Origin of the sequence: Pseudomonas fluorescens (assembly GCF_000968015.1) — a bacterium.
GTDB lineage: Bacteria > Pseudomonadota > Gammaproteobacteria > Pseudomonadales > Pseudomonadaceae > Aquipseudomonas > Aquipseudomonas fluorescens_W.
On sequence record NZ_LACH01000045.1, the window covers coordinates 24,100 to 47,524 of the forward strand.

Annotated in this window: 20 protein-coding genes and 1 pseudogene; 5 read left to right on the top strand and 16 right to left on the bottom strand. The window is 58.3% G+C overall.

The features are described from left to right. Positions 1-60: 60 nt before the first annotated feature. From VD17_RS19760 to VD17_RS19770, 3 genes are all read right to left on the bottom strand, one after another. Complete coding sequence (locus VD17_RS19760) at positions 61-798, bottom strand: S-methyl-5'-thioinosine phosphorylase (RefSeq protein ID WP_046055273.1); 738 nt, start codon at positions 796-798, stop codon at positions 61-63. A gap of 12 nt (positions 799-810) precedes the next feature. Then, complete coding sequence (gene nagZ / locus VD17_RS19765) at positions 811-1,809, bottom strand: beta-N-acetylhexosaminidase (protein WP_185753191.1); 999 nt, start codon at positions 1,807-1,809, stop codon at positions 811-813. A 170-nt stretch (positions 1,810-1,979) separates the two neighbouring features. Continuing rightward, positions 1,980-2,687, bottom strand: coding sequence for a TetR/AcrR family transcriptional regulator (locus VD17_RS19770; RefSeq protein ID WP_046055275.1), 708 nt, complete (start codon positions 2,685-2,687; stop codon positions 1,980-1,982). A 229-nt stretch (positions 2,688-2,916) separates the two neighbouring features. Here VD17_RS19770 and lexA point away from each other — a divergent pair, with 229 nt between their 5' ends. Both lexA and sulA read left to right on the top strand, forming a co-directional pair. Then, positions 2,917-3,525, top strand: a complete 609-nt coding sequence (gene lexA / locus VD17_RS19775) for a transcriptional repressor LexA (protein WP_007933171.1) — start codon at positions 2,917-2,919, stop codon at positions 3,523-3,525. Positions 3,526-3,535: 10 nt separating this feature from the next. Continuing rightward, a complete protein-coding gene (sulA, locus tag VD17_RS19780; RefSeq protein WP_046055276.1) occupies positions 3,536-4,009 on the top strand; it encodes an SOS-induced cell division inhibitor SulA in 474 nt (157 codons plus the stop codon). Positions 4,010-4,103: 94 nt separating this feature from the next. On the opposite strand, the gene VD17_RS19785 is transcribed toward sulA, so the two are convergent. The 9 genes from VD17_RS19785 to VD17_RS19825 all read right to left on the bottom strand — a co-directional run bounded on the left by VD17_RS19785 (position 4,104) and on the right by VD17_RS19825 (position 14,210). After that, complete coding sequence (locus tag VD17_RS19785) at positions 4,104-4,337, bottom strand: hypothetical protein (RefSeq protein ID WP_046055277.1); 234 nt, start codon at positions 4,335-4,337, stop codon at positions 4,104-4,106. Between the two features lie 144 nt (positions 4,338-4,481). Next, positions 4,482-5,039: a LemA family protein gene (locus VD17_RS19790; RefSeq protein WP_046055278.1), complete on the bottom strand. Its 558-nt coding sequence runs from the start codon at positions 5,037-5,039 to the stop codon at positions 4,482-4,484. A 3-nt stretch (positions 5,040-5,042) separates the two neighbouring features. Beyond that, positions 5,043-6,077, bottom strand: a complete 1,035-nt coding sequence (locus VD17_RS19795) for a hypothetical protein (RefSeq protein WP_052962721.1) — start codon at positions 6,075-6,077, stop codon at positions 5,043-5,045. Positions 6,078-6,129: 52 nt separating this feature from the next. Continuing rightward, positions 6,130-6,654, bottom strand: a complete 525-nt coding sequence (locus VD17_RS19800; protein ID WP_046055279.1) for a DUF6586 family protein — start codon at positions 6,652-6,654, stop codon at positions 6,130-6,132. Between the two features lie 141 nt (positions 6,655-6,795). Next, on the bottom strand, positions 6,796-9,429 hold the full coding sequence (topA, locus tag VD17_RS19805; protein ID WP_046047844.1) for a type I DNA topoisomerase: 2,634 nt from the start codon (positions 9,427-9,429) through the stop codon (positions 6,796-6,798). A gap of 114 nt (positions 9,430-9,543) precedes the next feature. Further along, complete coding sequence (locus tag VD17_RS19810; protein WP_046055280.1) at positions 9,544-9,780, bottom strand: DUF1653 domain-containing protein; 237 nt, start codon at positions 9,778-9,780, stop codon at positions 9,544-9,546. 100 nt (positions 9,781-9,880) lie between these two features. Next, positions 9,881-11,056 (bottom strand): acetyl-CoA C-acyltransferase FadA, encoded by a 1,176-nt coding sequence (gene fadA, locus VD17_RS19815; protein WP_008007076.1) that lies wholly within the window; start codon positions 11,054-11,056, stop codon positions 9,881-9,883. A gap of 29 nt (positions 11,057-11,085) precedes the next feature. Continuing rightward, the gene (gene fadB / locus VD17_RS19820) at positions 11,086-13,233 is read right to left on the bottom strand and encodes a fatty acid oxidation complex subunit alpha FadB (protein WP_046055281.1); all 2,148 of its coding nucleotides are present in this window, start codon (positions 13,231-13,233) and stop codon (positions 11,086-11,088) included. 539 nt (positions 13,234-13,772) lie between these two features. Continuing rightward, on the bottom strand, positions 13,773-14,210 hold the full coding sequence (locus VD17_RS19825; protein ID WP_033061927.1) for a hypothetical protein: 438 nt from the start codon (positions 14,208-14,210) through the stop codon (positions 13,773-13,775). A 104-nt stretch (positions 14,211-14,314) separates the two neighbouring features. On the opposite strand from VD17_RS19825, the gene VD17_RS19830 reads away from it, so the two are divergent. Next, complete coding sequence (locus tag VD17_RS19830; protein WP_008151425.1) at positions 14,315-14,752, top strand: universal stress protein; 438 nt, start codon at positions 14,315-14,317, stop codon at positions 14,750-14,752. 218 nt (positions 14,753-14,970) lie between these two features. Here the strand turns inward: VD17_RS19830 and VD17_RS19835 are convergent, their stop codons facing one another. Further along, on the bottom strand, positions 14,971-16,890 hold the full coding sequence (locus VD17_RS19835) for an ATP-binding cassette domain-containing protein (protein ID WP_046055282.1): 1,920 nt from the start codon (positions 16,888-16,890) through the stop codon (positions 14,971-14,973). A 213-nt stretch (positions 16,891-17,103) separates the two neighbouring features. Here VD17_RS19835 and VD17_RS19840 point away from each other — a divergent pair, with 213 nt between their 5' ends. After that, complete coding sequence (locus tag VD17_RS19840) at positions 17,104-19,032, top strand: transglycosylase SLT domain-containing protein (protein ID WP_046055283.1); 1,929 nt, start codon at positions 17,104-17,106, stop codon at positions 19,030-19,032. Between the two features lie 72 nt (positions 19,033-19,104). Here the strand turns inward: VD17_RS19840 and VD17_RS31735 are convergent. Together VD17_RS31735 and VD17_RS19850 are read right to left on the bottom strand one after the other, a co-directional pair. Beyond that, positions 19,105-19,687, bottom strand: a pseudogene (locus VD17_RS31735) (Fic family protein). Positions 19,688-19,755: 68 nt separating this feature from the next. Further along, positions 19,756-21,531 carry an ABC transporter transmembrane domain-containing protein gene (locus VD17_RS19850; protein ID WP_185753190.1) on the bottom strand — a complete coding sequence of 592 codons (1,776 nt, stop codon included), beginning with the start codon at positions 21,529-21,531 and terminating at the stop codon, positions 19,756-19,758. A gap of 260 nt (positions 21,532-21,791) precedes the next feature. Between VD17_RS19850 and VD17_RS19855 the strand changes: the two genes are divergently transcribed. After that, positions 21,792-21,971 (top strand): PA1571 family protein, encoded by a 180-nt coding sequence (locus tag VD17_RS19855; protein WP_033061931.1) that lies wholly within the window; start codon positions 21,792-21,794, stop codon positions 21,969-21,971. 200 nt (positions 21,972-22,171) lie between these two features. Here VD17_RS19855 and pdxB read toward each other — a convergent pair whose 3' ends face one another. Further along, positions 22,172-23,314: a 4-phosphoerythronate dehydrogenase PdxB gene (gene pdxB / locus VD17_RS19860; protein ID WP_046055284.1), complete on the bottom strand. Its 1,143-nt coding sequence runs from the start codon at positions 23,312-23,314 to the stop codon at positions 22,172-22,174. Positions 23,315-23,425: the final 111 nt, after the last annotated feature.

The following is a 23,425-nucleotide window of genomic DNA, read 5'->3' on the forward strand; positions in this document are numbered from 1 at the left end:
AGCGATACCCCTGTGGGAGTGAGCTTGCTCGCGATGGGGTCAACTCGGTGTGATAACTGCTCAGCCTTTAAGCACCCGAGCCAACGTCGATTTCACCTTACCCATTCCGTCATGCAGCGCTTGCTCGATCTCGGCCATGGTAATCACTGCCGTCGACTTGCCCGCTGCCGGGTTTACTACCAGCGCCAGACAGGCGTAATCCAGTTCCAGCTCGCGAGCCAATGCCGCTTCCGGCATCCCGGTCATACCCACGATGTCGCATCCATCGCGCTCCAGTCTGGCGATTTCAGCGGCAGTTTCCAGACGTGGTCCTTGAGTGCAGGCGTACACGCCTTGGCTGCTGTAGTCGACACCTTCGGCCGCCAGCGCCGCGATCAACTGCTGACGCAGTGGCTCGCTGTAGGGATAGCTGAAGTCGATGTGTGTGACCTGCTGCAGATCATCGGCGAAATAGGTGTGTTCGCGACCACTGGTGTAGTCGATCAGCTGATGCGGCACGCACAAATGTCCAGTCCCCATCGAGGAATGAATCCCACCCACGGCGTTAACCGCGAGAATCGCTTCGGCGCCAGCCTGTTTCAGCGCCCAGAGGTTGGCGCGGTAGTTCACCTGATGCGGCGGAAAACGGTGAGGATGACCGTGACGCGCAAGAAACAGCACTTCCTTGCCGGCGTACTCGCCAATCTGCACTTCAGCCGAAGGCGCGCCGTACGGCGTGTCCACCGCCAGTGACTGACGAATACTCAGGCCTTCGAGTTGAGTCAGGCCGGTTCCACCGATAATCGCGTAAACCGTCATAACGAACAGTCCTCAATCAATCAGTTGAGCTTCTTTGAGCGCGCCGACGGCTGCCAGCCAGCGCGGGTCTTGACGGTATTCAGTGCTGGCGTACGACTGGCCGCGCATCCGCGCAATACGCTCGGACGGCTTGACCTTCAGACGCTGGGCGGCGCTCAGGGCCAATTCAGCGGCCGCGCGATCGTTGCACACCAGGCCCATGTCGCAACCGGCCGTCAGCGCTGCTTCGATACGGCTGGCCGCATCGCCGACCACGTGGGCGCCAGCCATGGACAGGTCATCGCTGAAGATCACGCCGTCAAATTGCAGCTCGCCACGCAGGATGTCCTGCAACCAGCGGCGGGAGAAGCCGGCAGGTTGGGAATCGACTTGCGGATAGATAACGTGGGCCGGCATGACCGCAGCCAATTGCTTGCTCAGTCGGGTGAACGGCACCAGGTCATTGGCGCGGATTTCGTCGAGACTGCGCTCATCAACAGGGATTGCGACGTGGGAGTCGGCCTCGGCCCAGCCATGACCGGGAAAGTGCTTGCCAGTGGCGGCCATGCCGGCGCTGTTCATGCCGCGAATGAAGGCTCCCGCCAGCAACGCTGCACGCTCGGGATCACCTTCAAATGAACGGGTGCCGACCACGGCGCTGCGCTGGAAGTCGAGGTCCAGCACCGGAGCGAAACTCAGATCGAGGCCGACAGCCAGCACTTCAGTCGCCATGATCCAGCCGCACTGCTCGGCGAGGTACTCGGCATTCGGGTTGTCAGCGATGGCGCGCATGGCTGGCAGTCGTACGAAGCCCTGACGCAAGCGCTGAACCCGGCCGCCCTCCTGATCGACTGCCAGCAGCAGATCGGGGCGAATGGCGCGGATTGCGGCGCTCAACTCGCGCACCTGACGCGGGTGTTCGATGTTGCGGGCGAAAATGATCAGGCCGCCCACTTCGGGCTGGCGCAACAATTGGCGATCTTCAGCCGTCAGCCAGGTACCGGCGACGTCCACCATCAACGAGCCTTGCAGGCCAGCAGTCATAGAGATTCCTTGATAACGATAAACCCGGCTCGCACGCAATCGCCGCCATGGGCAATGCCCGGCAGGTCGGCGATACAAACGGGGAGCGGGTTCAGAACGAGAGTCGGCATGGGCGGCTAGCTTAGCGGATGTCAGCTGCCGCGCCCACCCGTGCGCGGTTAAACCTTGGCGGCAACCGGGGTTGATTTGCTGCGCGGACGCAACTGCGCGGTGGCCATGGCCGCGTCGGTCACACCGGTTTCGGCGCGCATGCCCGCCGCCAGGAACGGCACCATCAGACGCATGACTTGCTCAATGGAGGTGTTGACGCCGAAGTCGGTCTCGGCAATTGCGCGCAAGGCTTTGATACCGGACATGCTGAACGCGGCGGCGCCGAGCATGAAGTGCACACGCCAGAACAGCTCAATCGGCGGAATACGCGGTGCAGCTTCATTGACCAACATCATGTAGCGGCGGAATACCTTGCCGTACATGTCTTCCAGATAACGTCGCAAGTGCCCTTGGCTCTGACTGAAAGCCAGACCCAGCAAGCGCATGAAAATCGACAGATCGTTGCCGCTGCGTGGTTGCACCACCAAGGCTTGCTCGACAAGGATTTCTAGCAACTCTTCAAGCGTCGGCTTGTTATCCGGCTTGGCCTGACGCCGCTCCAGCTCTTTATCAAGGCTTAAGCAGAACGGCCCGAGAAAGCGCGAGAAAACTGCCTGGATCAGCGCCTTCTTCGAACCGAAGTGATAGTTCACCGCCGCCAGATTGACACCGGCCTTGCTGGTGATCAGACGCAATGAGGTTTCAGCAAAACCTTTTTCCGCGAACAATTGCTCGGCAGCATCAAGAATGCGTTCAACGGTTTCCGACTGGGCCATGGCTACTCCGCCTGACAAACACTTGTTTGAAACATACGTTTCAGCCCAGGCCTTGTCAAGCCTGACGGTCCGCTTTGGGAATGGTCGGTCACCTATTTAACCATACAACTCTCAAGCGTGAATCAGCAGGCTCATCGACCGTCTGGCGGTCGGCAAAAAAAGGAGCATTGCCAAGACCGTTTCACTGTATATAATCCCAGTCACTGTATAAAAAGACAGAGCGATCAATATGCTAAAGCTGACGCCACGCCAAGCAGAGATTCTGGCCTTCATCAAACGCTGCCTCGAAGACAACGGCTACCCGCCCACCCGCGCGGAAATCGCTCAGGAGCTGGGTTTCAAGTCGCCCAATGCGGCAGAAGAACACCTCAAGGCGCTGGCCCGCAAGGGCGCGATCGAGATGACGCCCGGTGCTTCCCGTGGTATTCGCATCCCCGGCTTCGAAGCCAAGGCCGACGAGTCCACCCTGCCGATCATTGGCCGAGTGGCTGCCGGTGCTCCGATCCTTGCCCAGCAGCACATCGAAGAGTCCTGCAACATCAACCCGTCGTTTTTCCATCCTCGCGCCGACTATCTACTTCGGGTTCATGGCATGAGCATGAAGGATGTGGGCATTTTCGACGGTGACCTGCTGGCCGTGCACACCACCCGCGAAGCCCGCAACGGCCAGATCGTGGTAGCGCGGATCGGCGATGAAGTGACCGTAAAGCGTTTCAAGCGCGATGGCAGCAAGGTCTGGTTGATTGCCGAAAACCCTGAATTCGCCCCTATCGAAGTGAACCTGAAAGATCAGGAACTGGTGATCGAAGGCTTGAGTGTCGGCGTCATTCGCCGCTAAAGGAGGCTTTATGCAGTTCCCACACACATCACAGCAAGCCCAACTGCCGTTGTTCGAGGCTTTCATGGTGCAGCCATTGGCGCCGATCCTGAAAGACGTGGTCGAGTCACCCTGGAGCGCCGAGCCCGAAGTCTTCAGTGAGCTGTCGCTGCGTGGTGCAGCCGGGAACTGCCTGAACCTTCTTGCGCCGATTCTCAGGGAACTGAGTCAGGACCAGGACGCGCGCTGGCTGACACTGATAGCTCCGCCCGCCAGCCTGACCCAGACCTGGTTGCGGGACGCCGGCCTTAACCGCGAACGCATCCTGCTGCTGCAACCGCGTGGCACTCAGAGCGCTCAGCAGTTGACCTGCGAGGCCTTGCGCCTGGGCCGCAGCCACACGGTAGTCAGTTGGCTCAACCCATTGAGCACAACTTCACGGCAACAGTTGATCAGCGCCGCCCGGATCGGGGACGCACAAAGCCTGAATATTCGATTGGGTTAACTGACAAACAAAGCGCGCATTGAACAGCGCGGGGCTTCTCCAAGGATAGAGAAGCCGACCTGTAGCGATATCAGTAAAAAACCGACGGGAGGGATCAATGAAGAACCCGAGTCCCCTCGTCCGTATTGAAATCACCTTCAACCAAGCGTCCGGCCATCTGAACGCCGACGCTCAACATCGCCTTGGCGACTTCCACGTGCTGGCCCTGCAGGAACGCTTTGGCATCCTCGGAGAAATCCAAAGTAACCAGAGAACCCTCGTCCTCAGCCCTGCGCAGCTCAATACGGCCGTCTGGTAACTCGACGATTTCTAGAAAGGACGTTGGCATAAAGGTCTGTTCTCCACGAAAGGCGGGGATTATATAGGCATCGGCCAGGCTTCGCTCGGGATCTTGAGGAACGGTAATCAACCGGCCGTTAAAAAAACCTTTTTGCGAGCATTCCAGTCCGACCGAGCCTATTGTCCTGCCCCTTTAAAAATTCGGCTTGTACTCAAATGCTGCGGAAGCCTGGGAGTCGGAAAATGGAATGATTACCGATTTTTTGTTGAGACAGCCATTAACAAAGGAGTTAGGAAACATTTGGATCGAGTTATTGAACACCTCTACCGCGCCATTGAAGATGGTAATGGCCGCACCGATGTTTTCTTGCTGCTCAGTGATTTCCCGCATGAAGTTGTTAACCAACTCATTGGCCTTGAGCTCTGGATAAGCTTCAAATGCCACAGTCAATCCCGCCAGCAATTCCCGTGTTCCCTTTTGCACCGGCTGTAGAGCGTCCCCGTTCGCCTCTTGTGGCAGCTTGCCGATGGCCGAGCGCAGACCCGTGATCTTTTCCAGCAGTGCACTTTCGTACTCCTTGAAACCCGCAACCTGCTGCTCAAGCAAATCGAGCACCCTGGTTTTCTGCCGCTCATAAACCAGGACATCGGCCCAGGCGCGCTGAACGCGGTTATGTCGCCCAATGATTCGGTTGTAACAGGTCCAGAAGGTAATCCCGACTACCGCCGCGATAATCAATAACAACCCCATCGTCTAATACTCCATGTTTTTTAAAGGTTTCGGGGAAAGCGCGAAGTTATCGTCATGCAATTCGGCCAGTCGGTGGACCCACGACAGCAGGAGGTCCAGACGAGGCAAACGAATACCCGTCTCGACGAGCTGCTCAAAGGCCTGCAGATTTTTAAGCCCCTCGGATGCGCTTGGCGCAAGCAATCCAGCATCGCTGAAACTCAGGCACAGCCGCCCATGTTCCGAGAACTCCAGATTGATGTCGCTCAATTGCTGATGAAGCTGCAGCAGGTGCAGCACCGTCGCGGGCTTGGCAAAAACAGCACAGGCCATCTGGGTACTGCCTGTCAGGTGAAACGTGCTATTGAATTCACTGGATGCTGTATCCAGAGTCTCCTCAAGATCCAACCCCCAATGCCTGTCGCCGCGCACGACCACATTCTCGACCCACGGAAAATCCAGTACCAGGCTGTGCCGTGCGAACTCGCGGTCAACCGTTTTGGTTTCAACCTTGGTACCGCCTGCCCCGTCTGGCACGGTGGTCTTGTAAGTTTCGCGATCAACGTACTGTAAGTGCTGGTAAGTGAAGGGCAACTCATGAACCGCGCCAAAGTAGGTACCTTGAACCGATTTCAAAATCTGTCGGCTGTAGGAGCCTCGATGGAAGTCCTTGAACTCCCCGCCCAGACTCTCCAGCACTTTCACATCCGGGTTGAACGACTCCCTCAACCCATGGGTGAGCAATGAAGATTTATGAGTGATTTTCCTGGAGAGTGCGTCGATCACACCGGACCTGTGATCCATGACAAGCCAGCCACCCAATAGAAAAGCGATGCCCAGCACGATAAAAGGTACGAAAAGAAGGGTGGCGGCGATCAATCCCAAACCGATATTACGGAACAGTCTGGGTGTAGCGTTATCGAACTCCAGCGGTCCACCAAAAGCCCTGAGCTGCTTTATCACCTCGAGCAGATCGGCGGTACTGGTCGCCGCTTCGACACGGGCGTCCGACTGTTCAAATAACTGACGCAGTTTTTTGTTGTGCAAAATGGAAGACATGCTTCATCCCTGAAGAGACCGACGTAACGCAGTGTCCGATGCGATTATGTGCTCAGCACTCGTTCAGACCTTCGCGAAACCGAATCGCCAGCCCCTTGAGATTCTGACGCCAGCTCTCCAGCTCTTCCCGGCTCAGCTCTTGTGGAGCCTCTTCTTCATCCAGGTTAACGGCCAGGATCAGCGGCTGCGTCACGTCACCCTTAGGCTTGTGCGGCGCCCGTGGCGGCTGAAACAGTGCCGCATGGGCTGCCAGCAGTTTGGCCAGCCAGGTTTCCGAATTATTGGCCAACTCGACCATCTCGGCCATTTCCGGAATCGCGATGGTTTCAAGCACTTCACGCGTCAGCAGCAGCTCTGCCCGAGGCGCATTGGCTTGAGGCAGGCGATAGAAACCGGCGATTTCATGGCATAGCCCCAGCAACGCACCGTACAGGTGAAACAAGGCCGACTCGCGTCCGGCCTGGATCAGCGCCAGGGAGTTCATCGCCCGCCCCTCTTCGGCTCTGGCGAGCGCTTCCAGCGAAAGGCCGGCGAAGTAGATCTTCTGGTTGGTACGGGTATAGAGTTCGTGGGCCATGACGGCAGCCTCCACAACGAAAGAATTGCTTCACGCAGGTCAGACAGTGTCGTGGATCACCCGAGTTCACCGCAAGCACAAAACAAAAAGGCCGCATGAAAACCCGAGGGTTGTCATGCGGCCTTTTCAGTACAGCACCTGTCAAGCCTTAGCGGTCTTCGCCGGGCGCTTGTCTTCAACCGTCCACTTGCCGCCGTCGTAGTACGCCTTCCAGCCAGTCGGCTTACCGTCGACTTCAGTCTGTACGTACTGCTCTTTGGTTTTACGGCTGTAGCGGATCACAGCAGGCAGGCCGTCCGGATCTTTCTTCGGTGCTTCGCAGAGGAAGTGGTACTTCGGATCGATCTCATCCTTGTGCGGCACAATTTCCATGACCAGCGGAGCACGCGTCTCGCGGTTTTTCGGGAATTGACTGGCCGCCAGGAACAGGCCGGAAGCACCGTCGCGCAGGATATAGGTGTCGTTGACCTTTTCGCATTTCAGCTCAGGCATCTTCACCGGATCCATCTTCGGCGGTGCTGCATCACCGCTTTTCAGCAATTTGCGGGTGTTCTTGCACGTCGCATTGGTACAACCGAAGAACTTGCCGAAACGGCCAGTCTTGAGCTGCATCTCGCTGCCGCACTTGTCGCATTCCAAGCTCGGACCTTCGTAGCCTTTGATGCGATAAGTGCCCTCTTCGATTTCGTAGCCAGAGCAATCCGGGTTGTTACCGCAGATGTGCAGCTTGCGCTTCTCATCCAGCAGGTAAGCGTCCATCGCCGTACTGCAAATCGGGCAGCGGTGCTTGCCACGCAGCACCAGCGATTCCGATTCACCCTCGTCGTCCGCCGCGATTTCGTCGCCCGGCACCAGGTTGACGGTGGCCTTGCAGCGCTCTTTCGGCGGCAGACTGTAGCCCGAGCAGCCGAGGAACACGCCGGTCGATGCGGTACGAATCTGCATCGGACGACCGCATAGCACACACGGAATGTCAGTCATCACCGGTTGGTTGGCGCGCATGCCGCCTTCGGCGCTTTCGGCTACTTCAAGTTTCTTCTTGAAATCGCCGTAGAACTCGTCGAGCACGTTCTTCCAGTCGCGCTCACCCTGAGCCACGTCATCGAGGTTCTCTTCCATGCCGGCGGTGAAACCGTAGTCCATGAGATTGGAGAAGCTCTCGGCCAGACGCTCGGTAACGATGTCGCCCATCTTTTCCGAGTAGAAACGACGATTGTGCAGCGCTACGTAGCCACGATCCTGGATGGTCGAAATGATCGCTGCGTAGGTCGAAGGACGACCGATGCCGCGTTTTTCCATTTCTTTAACCAGACTCGCTTCCGAGTAACGCGCTGGCGGCTTGGTGAAGTGCTGGGTCGGATCAAGCTTGATCAGCTTCATCGCGTCGCCCTGAGCCATGTCCGGCAGCACGTCATCATCGCCAGGCTTGGCAATTTGCGGCATGACGCGGGTGTAACCGTCGAACTTCAGGATGCGGCCCTTGGCGCGCAACTCGAAATCACCGGCACCGACGGTGACAGTGGTCGACAGGTATTGGGCCGGCAGCATCTGGCAAGCGAGGAATTGGCGCCAGATCAGCTCGTAGAGCCGCTCAGCATCGCGCTCCATGCCCGACAGCTTGCTTGGTTCGGTGTTGGCGTCGGACGGACGAATCGCTTCGTGAGCCTCTTGTGCGCCTTCCTTGCTGCTGTAGACGTTCGGGTTTTCCGGCAGGTACTTCTTGCCGAACTCGCCTTCAATATAAGTACGCGCCATCGTCACGGCATCGGCCGAGAGGTTGGTGGAGTCGGTACGCATGTAAGTGATGTAGCCAGCTTCGTACAGACGCTGGGCCATCATCATGGTTTTCTTCACGCCGAAGCCCAGGCGGTTACTGGCGGCCTGTTGCAGGGTGGACGTGATGAACGGTGCCGACGGCTTGCTGCTGGTCGGTTTGTCTTCGCGCTTGACGATGCTGTAGCTGGAAGCCTTGAGTTTCTCCAGCGCGGCCATGGCCTGGGCTTCGTTAAGCGGCTTGAAGGCTTCGCCTTTCTCGCGAGCCACATCGAAGCGCACGGTTGCGCCCTTGGCGGTGCCGAGGTCGGCGTGAACTTCCCAGTACTCTTCCGGGTTGAACGCGCGGATTTCACGCTCACGCTCAACCACCAGCTTCACGGCTACAGACTGCACGCGACCGGCGGACAGACCACGAGCCACTTTGGCCCACAGCAGTGGCGAAACCATGTAACCCACCACGCGGTCGAGGAAGCGACGCGCTTGTTGGGCGTTTACACGATCAATGTCCAGCTCGCCCGGTTTGGAGAAGGCTTCCTGGATCGCTTTCTTGGTGATTTCGTTGAACACCACGCGCTTGTAGCGGCTGTCATCACCACCGATGGCTTCGCGCAGGTGCCAGGCAATGGCTTCCCCCTCGCGATCCAAGTCGGTTGCGAGATAGATGGTGTCAGCATCTTTGGCGAGCCGGCGCAGCTCTTCGATGACCTTTTCCTTGCCTGGGAGGATCTCGTACTTGGCTTTCCAGCCATGATCGGGATCGACCCCCATGCGAGAGACCAGCTGCTTGCGCGCCTTTTCTTTCGGCGTGAGCACCGGACCTTCACCCGCGGCGGCCTTGCCGCGCTTGGCGGCTGGCTCCTTGCTGGCGCTAGCCGAACCGCTGGTGGGCAGGTCTCGGATATGGCCGATACTCGACTTCACCACGTATTGGTTACCCAGATACTTGTTGATGGTCTTGGCCTTAGCCGGGGATTCCACAATGACCAGCGATTTGCCCATGGATCAGAAAATTCCTGAATTCTAGAAGTGAAAGGCGGTTGGCGCCTGACGCGGCACCGCTATATATAGTGGCTACAAGGTGAGGTCAAGCGCAGGGTATTGCGCGCACTCAGCTTATGGCTTGGAAAAAAGGCTTGGTTCGGCTTGCACCAAAGCAAAGCGTGGCACCTTTTCGCCGTCAACCTCGACCGACTCCAGGAACATGCTCAAGGGACGCACCCAAAAGCCGTAATCGCCATACAGGGCTTGGTAGAAGACCACTTCCTCTTCGGTTTCAGAATGCCGCGCAATACTGAATACGCGGTACTGCGGACCTTTGTAATGTTGGTAGAGCCCAGGTTGTATCGGCATGGTTTGGCCCTCGCTCAAATCTTTTCAAAATAAAAACAAAAAATAAATTCAGAAAAACAAAAACCGGGGCACTTGGCCCCGGCTTCCTTCAACGAAACGCTTAAACGCGTTCGAAGACGGTGGAGATGCCTTGGCCGAGACCAATGCACATGGTGGCTACCCCGAAGGTGCCGCCATTTTGCTTCATCACGTTCAACAGAGTGCCGGAGATACGCGCACCAGAGCAACCAAATGGGTGACCCAGGGCGATCGCGCCGCCGTGCAGGTTAACCTTCTCGTTCATCTTGTCGAGCACTTTCAAATCTTTCAGCACTGGCAGGGCCTGTGCGGCGAAAGCTTCGTTGAGCTCGAAGAAGTCGATATCGTTAATGCCAAGACCCGCGCGTTTCAGTGCTTTTTGTGTGGCCGGTACTGGACCATAGCCCATGATTGCCGGGTCTACACCTGCCACCGCCATCGAACGAATCACCGCCATAGGCTGAATGCCCAGGTCCTGTGCACGCTGCGCCGACATCACGATCATGCACGAAGCACCATCGGTGATTTGCGACGAAGTACCGGCTGTCACGGTGCCGCCCTTAGGGTTGAACGCTGGCTTCAGAGCCGCCAGGCTTTCCAGGGTGGTTTCCGGACGAATGGTTTCGTCGTAGTCGAACAGTTTCAGGAAACCGTTCTCGTCATAGCCCTGCATCGGGATGATTTCGTCTTTGAACTTGCCTTCCAGTGTCGCCTTGTGAGCGAGCTGGTGGGAGCGCACGCCGAAAGCGTCCTGTTGTTCGCGAGTAATGCCGTGCATTTTACCCAGCATTTCAGCGGTCAAACCCATCATGCCCGAGGCTTTCGCCGCGTACAGGGACATGTGCGGGTTCGGATCGACACCGTGCATCATGCTGACGTGACCCATATGCTCGACGCCGCCAACCACGAATACGTCACCGTTGCCGGTCATGATCGCTTGCGCAGCAGTGTGCAAAGCGCTCATCGACGAACCACACAGACGACTGACGGTCTGGCCGGCCGCAGTGTGCGGGATCTGAGTCATCAGGGACGCCATGCGGGCGATGTTCCAGCCCTGCTCCAGGGTCTGGTTCACGCAACCCCAGATCACGTCTTCGACTTCGCTCGGATCAACCTTGACGTTGCGTTCCAGCAGTTTACTGATCAGGTGCGCCGACATGTCTTCGGCGCGGGTGTTGCGGTGCATGCCGCCCTTGGAGCGGCCCATCGGAGTACGACCGAAGTCGACAATCACGACGTCTCTAGGATTCAAGCTCATATATTCACTCTCACTCTAGTTGGGGGCGCTTAACCGAAGAACCGCTGGCCGGTTTTGGCCATTTCACGCAGTTTTGCGGTCGGGTGGTACAGCGCGCCCAAATCAGCGTACTGGTCAGCCAGGGCAACGAACTCTGCAACACCGATCGAATCGATGTAGCGCAGCGCACCGCCACGGAATGGAGGGAAACCAATACCGTAGACCAGACCCATGTCGGCTTCGGCAGCGGTTTCGACAATGCCGTCTTCCAGGCAACGCACGGTTTCCAGGCACAGCGGGACCATCATCCAGTTGATGATGTCTTCGTCAGTGACTTCGCGTTGTTCGAAAACGATCGGCTTGAGCACTTCCAGTACCGACGGATCAGCGACTTTCTTCTGCTTGCCGCGCTTGTCGGTCTCGTAGGCGTAGAAACCCTTGCCGTTCTTCTGGCCCAGGCGCTTGGCTTCGTAGAGCACGTCGACGGCCGAACGGCGATCGTCTTTCATGCGGTCCGGGAAGCCTTCAGCCATAACGTCACGACCATGGTGACCGGTGTCGATGCCGACCACGTCCATCAGGTATGCCGGGCCCATCGGCCAGCCGAATTTTTCCATGACCTTGTCGATGCGGACGAAGTCCACGCCGGCGCTGACCAGCTTGGCGAAACCGCCGAAGTACGGGAACAGCACGCGGTTGACCAGGAAGCCCGGGCAGTCGTTGACGACGATCGGGTTCTTGCCCATTTTCTTGGCGTAGGCAACGGTGGTGGCAACGGCCACTTCGCTGGACTTCTCGCCACGGATCACTTCAACCAGCGGCATCATGTGCACCGGGTTGAAGAAGTGCATGCCGACGAAGTTTTCCGGACGCTTGAGGGCTTTGGCCAGCAAGGTGATGGAAATGGTCGAGGTGTTGGACGCGAGGATGGTGTCCTCTTTGACCTTGCCTTCTACTTCGGCCAGAACGGCTTGCTTGACCTTCGGATTCTCGACAACGGCTTCGACGACCAGGTCGACGTGACCGAAATCACCGTAGGACAGGGTCGGACGAATGCCATTGAGCACTTCGGCCATTTTCGCCGGGGTCATGCGACCTTTATCAACGCGGCCCACCAGCAATTTGGCAGCTTCGGCCAGACCTTGCTCGATGCCGTGCTCGTTGATGTCTTTCATCAGGATCGGCGTACCTTTGGAGGCCGACTGATAAGCGATACCGCCACCCATGATGCCAGCGCCCAATACGGCAGCCTGCTTCACGTCCTTGGCGATTTCGTCGTAGGCCTTGGCCTTTTTCTTCAGCTCTTGATCGTTCAGGAACAGACCGATCAAGCTCTGCGCGGCAGAGGTCTTGGCCAGTTTGACGAAACCGTTGGCTTCGACTTCCAGCGCCTTGTCGCGACCGAAGTTCGCGGCTTTCTGGATGGTTTTGATCGCTTCGACCGGTGCCGGGTAGTTCGGGCCCGCTTGACCGGCCACGAAACCCTTGGCGGTTTCGAACGACATCATTTGTTCGATGGCGTTGAGCTTGAGCTTTTCGAGCTTCGGCTGACGCTTGGCCTTGTAGTCGAACTCGCCGGAGATGGCGCGCTTGATCAGCTCCAGAGCAGCTTCCTGCAGTTTCTCAGGGGCAACCACTGCGTCGACTGCGCCGACTTTCAGCGCGTCTTCAGCGCGGTTTTCCTTGCCGGCGGCAATCCATTCGATGGCGTTGTCGGCACCGATGATGCGCGGCAGGCGCACGGTACCGCCGAAGCCCGGGTAGATGCCCAGCTTCACTTCCGGCAGACCGATCTTGGCCTTGGTGGACATGACGCGGTAGTCCGCCGCCAGGCACATTTCCAGACCGCCACCCAGGGCGATACCGTTGATCGCGGCGACAGTCGGGACGTTGAGGTCTTCGAAATCGCTGAAAATCTTGTTGGCTTCCAGGTTGCCAGCAACAAGCTCTGCATCAGGCAGCTTGAAGTTCTCGACAAATTCGGTGATGTCGGCGCCGACGATGAACACGTCCTTGCCACTGCTGACGATCACACCCTTGATCGAAGCATCTGCCTTGATGGTGTCTACGGCCTGACGCAGTTCGTTCAGGGTTAGACGGTTGAACTTGTTGACGGACTCACCCTTGAGGTCGAATTTCAATTCGACGATGCCACTTTCAAGAGCCTTAACCGTGATGGCTTTACCTTCGTAAATCATCAACTGATCTCCACGATATGGAAGCTGAACAGTACACGTCGGACGCAGGCGAATGGCTCGGCAGGACGTTTAACGTCAATGCTACGCCCATCCACCCGGCACACCCGCCAACGCGATAGTCGGGATTCTGTAGGAGCGGTTTGTAATACAAACGCTCAATTCATACGCCCGTTTGATTTGGGTACGTCACCTTCACGGAATTTCCGACAATTGTCAATCGCCCAAAATACTGGTTGAAACGCGACTTTCCGGTCATTTCCGTAACACGAAGACCTGCAACATGCGGCTGCATGTGAGGCCATTCATAGGATCAATAGTTAGAAAAGTCGCCCTAATTCGCTGCAGCCTTTGTTTAACAAGCTACGCTGGCGGGACCGTGAGGAAAAAACATGAACGCTTTTGGCGAATGCCCAGCGTAATATCTGCGCCACACAGAATTTCCGGCCTGCCTGGCCAACTCCAGCCCGATGATGATGTCGGGCTTTTTATTGCCTGTATGCCGGACGTTTCGCGCCATTGCGGCGCGAAATTTCCGCGATTTATGCCAGCGCTTTCAGCACCGCATCAATATCCTGCAAAACCGTCGCTTCGCCCTTCTCGCCCCAATACAACGTGATCATCTGCTTGTCTGCTTCGACCTTGTAAACGTTGTCTGGCAACTTTTCGAAATGAATCAGCAACGCAGGCTCCTCGCAGACCTCCTGCCACTGATTGACCCACACACCCGGCGCTTTTTGCCAGTAACTCCAGCACGCCGGCCGATTGCCACGCCGCGGTCGATGGTACTGGGCGCAAGGGCTCGGTGGCTCCTGACTCAGCCAGTGCGGCCACTCCTGAGGCGCCAGTTGCATCGCCAATCCGATGCGTCGCGCTTCCATGCGCAGGGCCATGCGGCCGCTCTGGTGGCGCGACGGCCGCAACCATGCCAGCGGACTCAGTACCACCAACATGATTGACACCACTATCCAGACCGTCATATCTGTACTCCCGATTCTTGATGAGCGCAGTGGGTCACTTTGAAAACAATGCGCTTGAAACCAGCCATACTTACCAATATTGCAACCCTCAGGAGGAGCACCTCATGCCCTACAACCACATTCTGGTCGCTGTAGATCTAACCGAAGAGTGCGACCCTGTAATCCACCGCGCCCGTGAGCTGTCGGTGAGCAACGGGGCGAAATTGTCCCTGGTGCACATTGTCGAGCCAATGGCCATGGCCTTTGGTGGCGACGTCCCCATGGACCTGTCACAACTGCAACAACAGCAGTTCGATCAGGCCAAGGAACGCCTGGACCGACTGATCGTGAAGTATCCGGAACTCTCCAAGGAATACAGCCACCTGACCTACGGCCAGCCACGCCAGGAGATCCACCACCTGGCCAAGGAACAAACCTGCGACCTTATCGTGGTGGGCAGCCATGGCCGACACGGCCTGGCATTGCTGCTGGGCTCGACTGCCAATGACGTGCTGCATGGTGCGCCCTGTGATGTGCTCGCGGTGCGCCTGATCAAAAGCTAATACTCGCAACCCTGTGGGAGCGAGCTTGCTCCGGGCGGCGATCCGACGATAGCGATCTAACATTCAACATCATTGTCGACTGTCAGTCCGTCATCGTCGGATCGCCGCCCGGAGCAAGCTCGCTCCCACATTGAGCCCGTCCAGCCTCAAGAATCGCATTCCATACGAAAAGCCCGGCGCTCATCACTGAACGCCGGGCTTTTTTATAGCAGGATCAATCAGGCATCCAGCTCGGCCCAGCGCTCGACCATTACTTCGAGCTCAGCCTGCAACTGCTCCAACTGAGCGATCACTGCAGCGGTCTCGGCAGCAGGACGCTGATAGAAACCGGCATCGGCCATTTGCGCCTCAACGGTAACGATCTGCTGTTCCATGGCTTCGATCTGACCCGGCAACATTTCCAGCTCACGCTGCAATTTGTAGCTGAGCTTCTTCTTCGCCACCGGCGCTTCGACGACAGCAGCGACTGGCGCAGCTTCGGCCGTCACGACAGCGGAGGTCAAGTCGGCTTTGCCGGACTTGCTCTCGGTCACGCCCAGCAGGCGCGGCGAGCCGCCCTGACGCAGCCAGTCCTGATAACCACCGACGTATTCGCGAACCTTGCCTTCACCTTCGAAGACCAGGGTGCTGGTGACCACGTTGTCGAGGAATGCCCGGTCGTGACTGACCATCAGCACGGTGCCGTTGAAGGTCAGCAAGACCTCTTCCAGCAACTCGAGGGTTTCGACGTCGAGGTCGTTGGTCGGTTCGTCGAGGACCAGCAGGTTCGCCGGTTTGCTGAACAGTTTCGCCAGCAACAGACGCGCACGTTCACCACCTGACAGCGCCTTCACCGGCGTGCGGGCACGCTGCGGGCTGAACAGGAAGTCGCCGAGGTAGCTCAGCACGTGACGGCTCTGACCATCGATATCGATGAAGTCGCGACCTTCTGCGACGTTGTCGATTACGGTCTTTTCCAGGTCCAGCTGATGGCGCAACTGGTCGAAGTAGGCCACGTCGATGCGCGTCCCCTCTTCCACCGTGCCGCTGGTTGGCTGCAGACCGCTTAGCATCAGCTTCAGCAGTGTGGTTTTGCCGGTACCGTTGGCGCCCAGCAGACCAATACGGTCGCCGCGCGTCAGGACCATCGAGAAATCCTTGATCAGGAACGGGCCACCCGGGTGAGCGAAGCTCACGTTCTCGAGGACCATCACCTGCTTGCCGGATTTGTCAGCGGTGTCCAGCTGAATGTTGGCCTTGCCGGTGCGCTCGCGACGTTCGCTGCGCTCGACGCGCAAGGCTTTCAGTGCGCGGACACGACCTTCGTTACGGGTGCGGCGCGCCTTGATGCCCTGACGGATCCAGACTTCTTCCTGGGCCAGCTTTTTATCGAACAGCGCGTTGGCGGTTTCTTCAGCGGCCAGCGAGGCTTCTTTGTGCACGAGGAAACTGGCGTAGTCGCCGTTCCAGTCGATCAGGCCGCCGCGATCCAGTTCCAGGATGCGGGTCGCGAGGTTCTGCAGGAATGAACGGTCGTGCGTGATGAACAGCACGGCGCCCTGGAAATCCTTCAGCGCTTCTTCGAGCCAGGCAATTGCACCAATATCCAGGTGGTTGGTGGGTTCGTCGAGCAGCAACAGATCGGGTTCGGAAACCAGAGCCTGAGCCAGCAGGACGCGACGACGCCAGCCGCCGGATAACTCGGCGAGGGTCTTGTCGGCCGGCAACTGCAGACGGCTCAAGGTGCTGTCGACCAGTTGCTGCAAACGCCAGCCATCGCGGGCTTCGAGGTCGTGCTGGACGTGCATCAGTTTGTCCAGGTCGGCGTCGGTGACGATGTTCTGGCTGAGGTGGTGATACTGCGCGAGCAGCTCGCCGACACCGTCCAGGCCTTCGGCCACCACGTCGAACACGGTCCGCTCGTCGGCTACCGGCAATTCTTGCGGCAATTCGCCAATCTTGAGGCCAGGTGCGCGCCAAACGGAGCCGTCATCAGGCTTCTGGTCGCCCTTGACGAGCTTCATCATGCTGGACTTGCCAGTGCCATTGCGGCCGATGATGCACACCCGCTCACCACGGGCGATCTGCCAGGACACCTTGTCCAACAACGGCATAGCGCCGAAAGCAAGGGACACATCGCTGAATTTGAGCAGGGTCATGAGCTTCTCCAAAAACCGGGCGCGCATTCTACCTGACTTGAGGCTTCAGAAGGCCGGCAATTTCACCTTCGCGACACTCTGCATGACAAATGTTGCGAACTGATGCTGACAGGCCGGCAAAGCTTTCGCCCGCTGCTGGCAAAAGGCTAAGCTACAGACAATTCAGTGCAGGCCATGCCCGCACTTGTCATGATTTCTCTGCCCGGATGTCTCATGCGCAGTCGCCTTTTCAGTCTTTTATCCTGTTTTCTTTTTTCTGCCACTGTCGTTCAAACAGCCCAGGCGGTGGACCTGTCCACCCAGCGTCAGTATTACGATGAAGCCAAGCGCGCCCTCGCCAAAGGGGATACCGGTCCTTATTTCCGTTACAGCCAAGCCCTCAGCGATTACCCGCTGGAGCCGTACCTGGCGTATGACGAACTGACCGCTCGCCTTAAAACCGCGAGCAATGTCGAAATCGAGAAATTCCTCGCCGAGCACGGTGACCTGCCCCAGGCCAACTGGATGAAGTTGCGCTGGTTGCGTTGGCTGGCCGAACGCGGCGACTGGGCGACCTTCGTCAAGTACTACGACCCCAAGCTCAATTTCACCGAACTGGACTGCCTGAACGCGCAGTATCAGATCGGGCATAACCAGAAAGCCGAAGGCTACGCCAACGCCAATAAACTCTGGCTGACCGGCAAATCCCAACCCGCCGCGTGCGATGCGCTGTTCGGGCAATGGGCTGCCGAAGGCCAGTTGACCGAGCAAAAACGCTGGGAGCGCACCAAACTTGCCGCCCAGGCGCGCAACTATCCGCTGGCCAACAGCCTGGTCAATGGCCTGACCACCCTCGCCCCTCGTGGTCGTTTGCTGATTGATGTGGCGCAGAAACCCGAACTGCTCAACCAGCCGTCGCGCTTCACCCCGGCCGATGAACCGATGTCTGACATCGTCAGCCTCGGCCTGCGCCGCTTGGCCAAGCAAGACCCGGACAAGGCCATGGAGCTGCTCGACGGTTATGCCAGCAGCATGCACTTCTCCCGAGATGAGAAAGTGGCCATCGCCCGTGAAATCGGCTTGACCCTCGCCCGCCGCTTCGACCCTCGCGCGCTGGACGTGATGACCAAGTACGATCCGGAGCTTCGCGACAACACCGTGTCCGAATGGCGCCTGCGTTTGCTGCTGCGCCTGGCCCGCTGGGACGATGCCTATCAGTTGACTCGCCGCTTGCCGCAAGACCTGGCGACCACCAACCGCTGGCGCTACTGGCAGGCCCGAAGCCTGGAACTGGCGCAGCCGCAGAACCCGGAAGCGCAAGCGCTCTACAGGAACCTGGCTCGTGAGCGAGACTTCTATGGCTTCCTCGCCGCTGATCGTTCGCAATCACCTTATTCGCTGGTCAACAAACCCTTGGTATTGAGCCAGGCGCTGATCAACAAGGTCCGCAATACACCGGGCGTGCGTCGGGCGCTTGAGTTTCACGCTCGCGGACAGATCGTCGATGGTCGCCGCGAGTGGTACCACGTCAGCCGCCACTTCAGCCGCGACGAAATGGTCGCCCAAGCGAAACTGGCCTACGACCTGAAATGGTATTTCCCGGCGATCCGCACCATCAGTCAGGCGCAGTACTGGGACGACCTGGACATCCGCTTCCCGATGGCCCACCGCGAAACTCTGGTGCGCGAAGCCAAGGTTCGTGGCTTGCATTCGAGCTGGGTGTTCGCCATCACCCGCCAGGAAAGTGCTTTCATGGACGACGCCCGTTCCGGCGTCGGCGCCAGCGGCCTGATGCAACTGATGCCCGGCACCGCCAAGGAAACCGCGCGCAAGTTCAGCATTCCACTGGCCTCGCCGCAGCAAGTGCTGGACCCGGACAAGAACATCCAGCTCGGCGCCGCTTACCTGAGCCAGGTCCACAGCCAGTTCAACGGCAACCGCGTCCTCGCCTCCGCCGCCTATAACGCCGGCCCGGGTCGCGTACGTCAGTGGCTGCGCGGCGCGGACCACCTGAGCTTTGACGTCTGGGTGGAAAGCATTCCGTTCGACGAAACCCGCCAGTACGTGCAAAACGTGCTGTCGTACTCGGTGATCTACGGCCAGAAGCTCAACTCACCGCAACCGCTGGTGGATTGGCATGAGCGCTACTTTGACGATCAATGAGCCTGCGTTGAAGCACTGACAAAAATGCCCGCATCAATTGATGCGGGCATTTTTTATTCGCGTCCAGAACGTCTACGCCGACTTGAGCCGTGCGGCAATCCGTTTGCCATACAGGGTCAGACGATATTTTTGAGCTGGGCTGCTTGGCGACTCGGGATTGGTCATTTCAATCAAATCGGCAGCCAATGCGGGCCTGAGGTAGTTAGCCCGAAAGGTCGCCTTGTGAGCCAGACCGACCTCGGTCATCAAGGCGCTGATTCTAAGCGGGCCGTTAACATGGAGCGCTGAAAGCAATTTCCCTACTGGGTCGCTTACCAGGTCGGTTACTGGGTCGGTTACTGACTCACTAAGGGCCGCTTCCTCAAGCGCGAGACTCAATGCTTGCAGCATGAACTCGACAAAAGGCGTCGCCTCAGCCAACTGATTGGCCGCCGACAATGCCGCATAATAGAACAGCCGTCACCTGTTCGATGCTCAGGGTGTTGTTCTCAATCGCTAGAGAAGCCTGAATCGTACGAATCCGATTGCTGCGACGGAGTTGAGGCGTCTGCCGAGGATCATCCACAGCCGAAAGCTGACCGATCTGCTCACTGATCTCGGCGACCAACGCCAACATTCTGGTGGTCAGGGTCAACGGTGGTTGATAACGGCTCATATCCTTTTCCAGGCTCGCAACTGTGGCCGACATAATGTCCGACCCCGGCAGCATTCAGCAGCACTCATTCACGCGGCCTCATGTCCATCGTTAAACTGCAACGCCGCCAACCGCGCATACAGCGCGTTGCTCGCGATCAACTCCTGATGCGTCCCCACCGCCACCAGTTTCCCTTGGTCCATCACCGCGATCCGGTCAGCGTTTTTCACCGTGGCCAGTCGGTGGGCGATGACCAGTGTGGTGCGGTTTTTCATCAGGCTCGGCAGGGCTTGCTGGATCAGGTGTTCACTCTGGGCGTCGAGGGCGCTGGTGGCTTCGTCCAGTAGCAGGATCGGCGCGTCCACCAGCAATGCCCGAGCGATGGCCAGGCGTTGACGTTGGCCGCCAGACAAACCGAGGCCACCGTCGCCAAGGTGGGTCTGGTAGCCGTTGGGCATTTGTTCGATGAAGTCGTGGGCGTAAGCGATTTTCGCCGCTTCCTGAACCTGGGCCAGGGTTGCCGTCGGGTTGCCGTAGCGGATGTTCTCCTCGATGCTGCCAAAGAACAGCGCCGGGGATTGCGAGACCAGGGCGAAGCAGCGGCGCAGGTCCAACGGATCGAGTTGAGTCAGCGGCACGCCATCGAGCAGGATGCGTCCTTCGGCGGGGTCGTAAAAGCGCAGCAGCAAGTCATACACCGTAGACTTGCCGGCACCGGAGGGGCCTACCAATGCAACTGTTTCGCCAGCATTGATCGTCAGATTCAAACCATCGACCGCATAGCTTTCGGGACGCGAAGGGTAGGAAAAGCGCACGTCTTGCAGCACCAGGTCACCCTTCACCCGTTCGGGCAAGGTCACCAGGCCAGTGGTCGGTGGCTGGATAATGTTTTCCGAGCGCAGCAACTCGGCTATCCGCTCGGCGGCGCCGGCGGCACGTTGCAGTTCGCCGATCACTTCGCTCAACGTGCCGAATGCGCTGCCGACGATCAGGCTGTAAAACACAAACGCCGCCAGCTCGCCCGCGGAAATCCGCCCGGCAATGACATCCATGCCGCCGACCCAAAGCATCACCCCGACCGCGCCAAGCACCAGCACGATCACCAGGGTAATCAGCCAGGCCCGCTGGAAGATCCGCTTGCGAGCAGTGTTGAAGGCCTCCTCCACCGTTGCGGCAAAGCGCTGCTCGTCCTCGACCTGATGGTTGTAGGCCTGCACGGTTTTGATCTGGCCCAGGGTTTCGGAAACGTAGCTGCCGATATCGGCAATCCGGTCCTGGCTCAGGCGTGACAGGCTACGCACCCGACGGCCAAAAATCAGGATCGGCGCGATCACCAATGGCAACGCGACCACCACGATGCTGGTGAGCTTGGGGTTGGTGATGAACAGCAGGACGATCCCGCCGATCACCATCAACAGATTGCGCAAAAACAGCGACAGCGAAGAGCCGATCACCGATTGCAGCAGCGTGGTGTCAGCGGTTAACCGCGACTGGATCTCGGAGCTGCGGTTGTCTTCATAGAATCCTGGGTGCAGATAAATCAGATGGTTGAACACCTGACGACGGATGTCCGCGACAACGCGTTCGCCGATCCATGAAACCAGGTAAAAACGCGCGAAGGTACCAATCGCCAGCCCCACCACCAGCAACATAAACAGGCCGATGGACTGGTTGAGCAAATGCGGCGACTGGGTCATGAACCCCTGATCCACCAGCAGGCGAATCCCCTGCCCCATGGACAAGGTGATGCCCGCCGTGACGATCAATGCGAGCAAGGCACCGACGGCCGGCCAGCGATAAGGCGCGATGAAACGCAGGGCCAGGCGCATGGCGCGCCGTTGACGGGAAGAGAGGATGGAGATCATTCGATGGCGCAACCAGTAGGGTTTGACGCGATCAAGCCTACACCGGTCGATGGGCTTGAACGCTGTAAATCATAATGAGTCAGGTTAAATATGACCGCAAAGCCTAGGCCCTAGACGGTATTGGTCTAAAGTCCGGGTGGCAACACCGCGTTATTTCTGGTGGACTGATGTTGCCGCCCTGGAAAGATCGCAGGGAGTTGTCACAGCCCGGTCACCTGGCGGTTCTATAGTAAGCACACAACCTGATGAGGAGACAGGCCATGTCCTTGCAAAACAGCAGCGAAGACAAGATTGAAGTGATCCGCACACAGCCAGACCAGTCTCTGGGTTGTTCGATTATCGATAAGGATGGGCGCGAAGTACCGATCACTGAAGGCATGATCCAGGACGCTTGCCGCGAACTGGAAAAGCGATTGGTCAAGCCTGCCGAACAAAAGTGATATAGCCACCGTCTTCTTGACCCGGCCTCTGATGGCCGGGTTTTTTATGGGTGTTTTTCGAGGGTGCTGCGCCCCCAATCGTCGGAACGCCGCCCGGAGCAAGCTCGCTCCCACAATTGATCTGTGTCGTACATAAAGTTTGTATGCACTGAAAATCTACTGTGGGAGCGAGCTTGCTCGCGATTGAGCCAACTCGGTCCTCAGACAGCCGAAGCGCCCAACGCCGCCACAATCCTCTGCAACTCAGGCGAATCCCCATCCATCCGCACCGACAACCCATCAATCTCACGCCGCAGCGGATAATGCTTGCGCAGTGAATCAAACGCCTCACGCTGCTCGTTCACATTGCCTACAAGGCTGCGACGAAAATCCGCATCGTCGCGGCGCGGGTCGTACACGCCACGGCACAACATGGCCAACGACCAGGCCGGATCGCTGTTAGCGTTCAAGGTCACTTGCGACAGCCAGGGTGCGGGCAGCAAATCGTTCAAGCTGATCTGGGCCGCTTGCCCGAGAAAATCGCAATACGCCTGATAAATCTGCGCGGTGCCACGTTGTCTGCCGTCGAGGCTGTACCCGGCAATGTGCGGCGTCGCCAGCACGCAGAGTTCGGCCAGTGCCACATCGACCTCAGGCTCACCTTCCCAGACATCCAGCACTGCTTGCAGGTCTTCGCGTTGCAACAGCACCTGGCGCAGGGCGGCGTTGTCTACCACCGGGCCACGACTGGCATTGATCAGCCAGGTGCCGGACTTGAGCTGGTTCAAGCGGTTTTTATCGAACAGATGCCAGGTCGACTGGGCGCCATGTTTCTTCAACGGTGTGTGCAGGCTGATGACATCGCACTGTTCGATGATCTTTTCAAGGCTGACGTAATCGCCACCTTCAGCGGCTTGCCTTGGCGGATCGCAAACCAGCACGTTCCAGCCCAGACCTTGCAGAACCTTGACCAAGCGGCCGCCCACTTCACCGGCACCGACGACGCCATAGGTGCGTTGAGTCAGGTCGGCGCCTTCGATTTCGGCCAGAGTCAGCAGACTGCCGAGCACGTAGTCGACCACACCCCGGGCGTTGCAGCCGGGCGCGCTGGACCAGGTGATGCCGGCCTGCTGAAAGTAATCCAGATCCAGATGATCCGTGCCAATGGTGCAGGTGCCGACAAAGCGTACCTTGCTGCCTTCGAGCAACGCGCGGTTAACGTTGGTCACCGAACGCACCAGCAGCACATCGGCCTGTTCGACGGTGGCGCGGTCAATGGAACGTCCCGGCACCCGGCGGATTTCACCGAAACCTTCGAAGAAGGCATCGAGCAGCGGGATATTTTCGTCGGCAACAATCAGCATGGCAGGCTCCTTTGGGGGATCGGCAGTGTAGGCGGAGATGACCGTAGTGGGCCAGCAGGCATTAGGGGTCATCACACCCCCGTGGTGAGGGGATTTATCCCCGTTCGGCTG

Coding starts and splice junctions, on each gene's coding strand:
- VD17_RS19795 (WP_052962721.1), bottom strand. CDS start 6,077: ATGTCTTCCATTTTGCACAACAAAAAACTGCGTCAGTTATTTGAACAG.
- VD17_RS19800 (WP_046055279.1), bottom strand. CDS start 6,654: ATGGCCCACGAACTCTATACCCGTACCAACCAGAAGATCTACTTCGCC.
- VD17_RS19790 (WP_046055278.1), bottom strand. CDS start 5,039: ATGGGGTTGTTATTGATTATCGCGGCGGTAGTCGGGATTACCTTCTGG.
- VD17_RS19825 (WP_033061927.1), bottom strand. CDS start 14,210: ATGACGGTCTGGATAGTGGTGTCAATCATGTTGGTGGTACTGAGTCCG.
- VD17_RS19760 (WP_046055273.1), bottom strand. CDS start 798: ATGACGGTTTACGCGATTATCGGTGGAACCGGCCTGACTCAACTCGAA.
- VD17_RS19785 (WP_046055277.1), bottom strand. CDS start 4,337: ATGCCAACGTCCTTTCTAGAAATCGTCGAGTTACCAGACGGCCGTATT.
- VD17_RS19850 (WP_185753190.1), bottom strand. CDS start 21,531: ATGATCTCCATCCTCTCTTCCCGTCAACGGCGCGCCATGCGCCTGGCC.
- fadB (WP_046055281.1), bottom strand. CDS start 13,233: ATGATTTACGAAGGTAAAGCCATCACGGTTAAGGCTCTTGAAAGTGGC.
- VD17_RS19835 (WP_046055282.1), bottom strand. CDS start 16,890: ATGACCCTGCTCAAATTCAGCGATGTGTCCCTTGCTTTCGGCGCTATG.
- VD17_RS19830 (WP_008151425.1), top strand. CDS start 14,315: ATGCCCTACAACCACATTCTGGTCGCTGTAGATCTAACCGAAGAGTGC.
- VD17_RS19770 (WP_046055275.1), bottom strand. CDS start 2,687: ATGGCCCAGTCGGAAACCGTTGAACGCATTCTTGATGCTGCCGAGCAA.
- lexA (WP_007933171.1), top strand. CDS start 2,917: ATGCTAAAGCTGACGCCACGCCAAGCAGAGATTCTGGCCTTCATCAAA.
- sulA (WP_046055276.1), top strand. CDS start 3,536: ATGCAGTTCCCACACACATCACAGCAAGCCCAACTGCCGTTGTTCGAG.
- pdxB (WP_046055284.1), bottom strand. CDS start 23,314: ATGCTGATTGTTGCCGACGAAAATATCCCGCTGCTCGATGCCTTCTTC.
- fadA (WP_008007076.1), bottom strand. CDS start 11,056: ATGAGCTTGAATCCTAGAGACGTCGTGATTGTCGACTTCGGTCGTACT.
- VD17_RS19810 (WP_046055280.1), bottom strand. CDS start 9,780: ATGCCGATACAACCTGGGCTCTACCAACATTACAAAGGTCCGCAGTAC.
- VD17_RS19840 (WP_046055283.1), top strand. CDS start 17,104: ATGCGCAGTCGCCTTTTCAGTCTTTTATCCTGTTTTCTTTTTTCTGCC.
- VD17_RS19855 (WP_033061931.1), top strand. CDS start 21,792: ATGTCCTTGCAAAACAGCAGCGAAGACAAGATTGAAGTGATCCGCACA.
- topA (WP_046047844.1), bottom strand. CDS start 9,429: ATGGGCAAATCGCTGGTCATTGTGGAATCCCCGGCTAAGGCCAAGACC.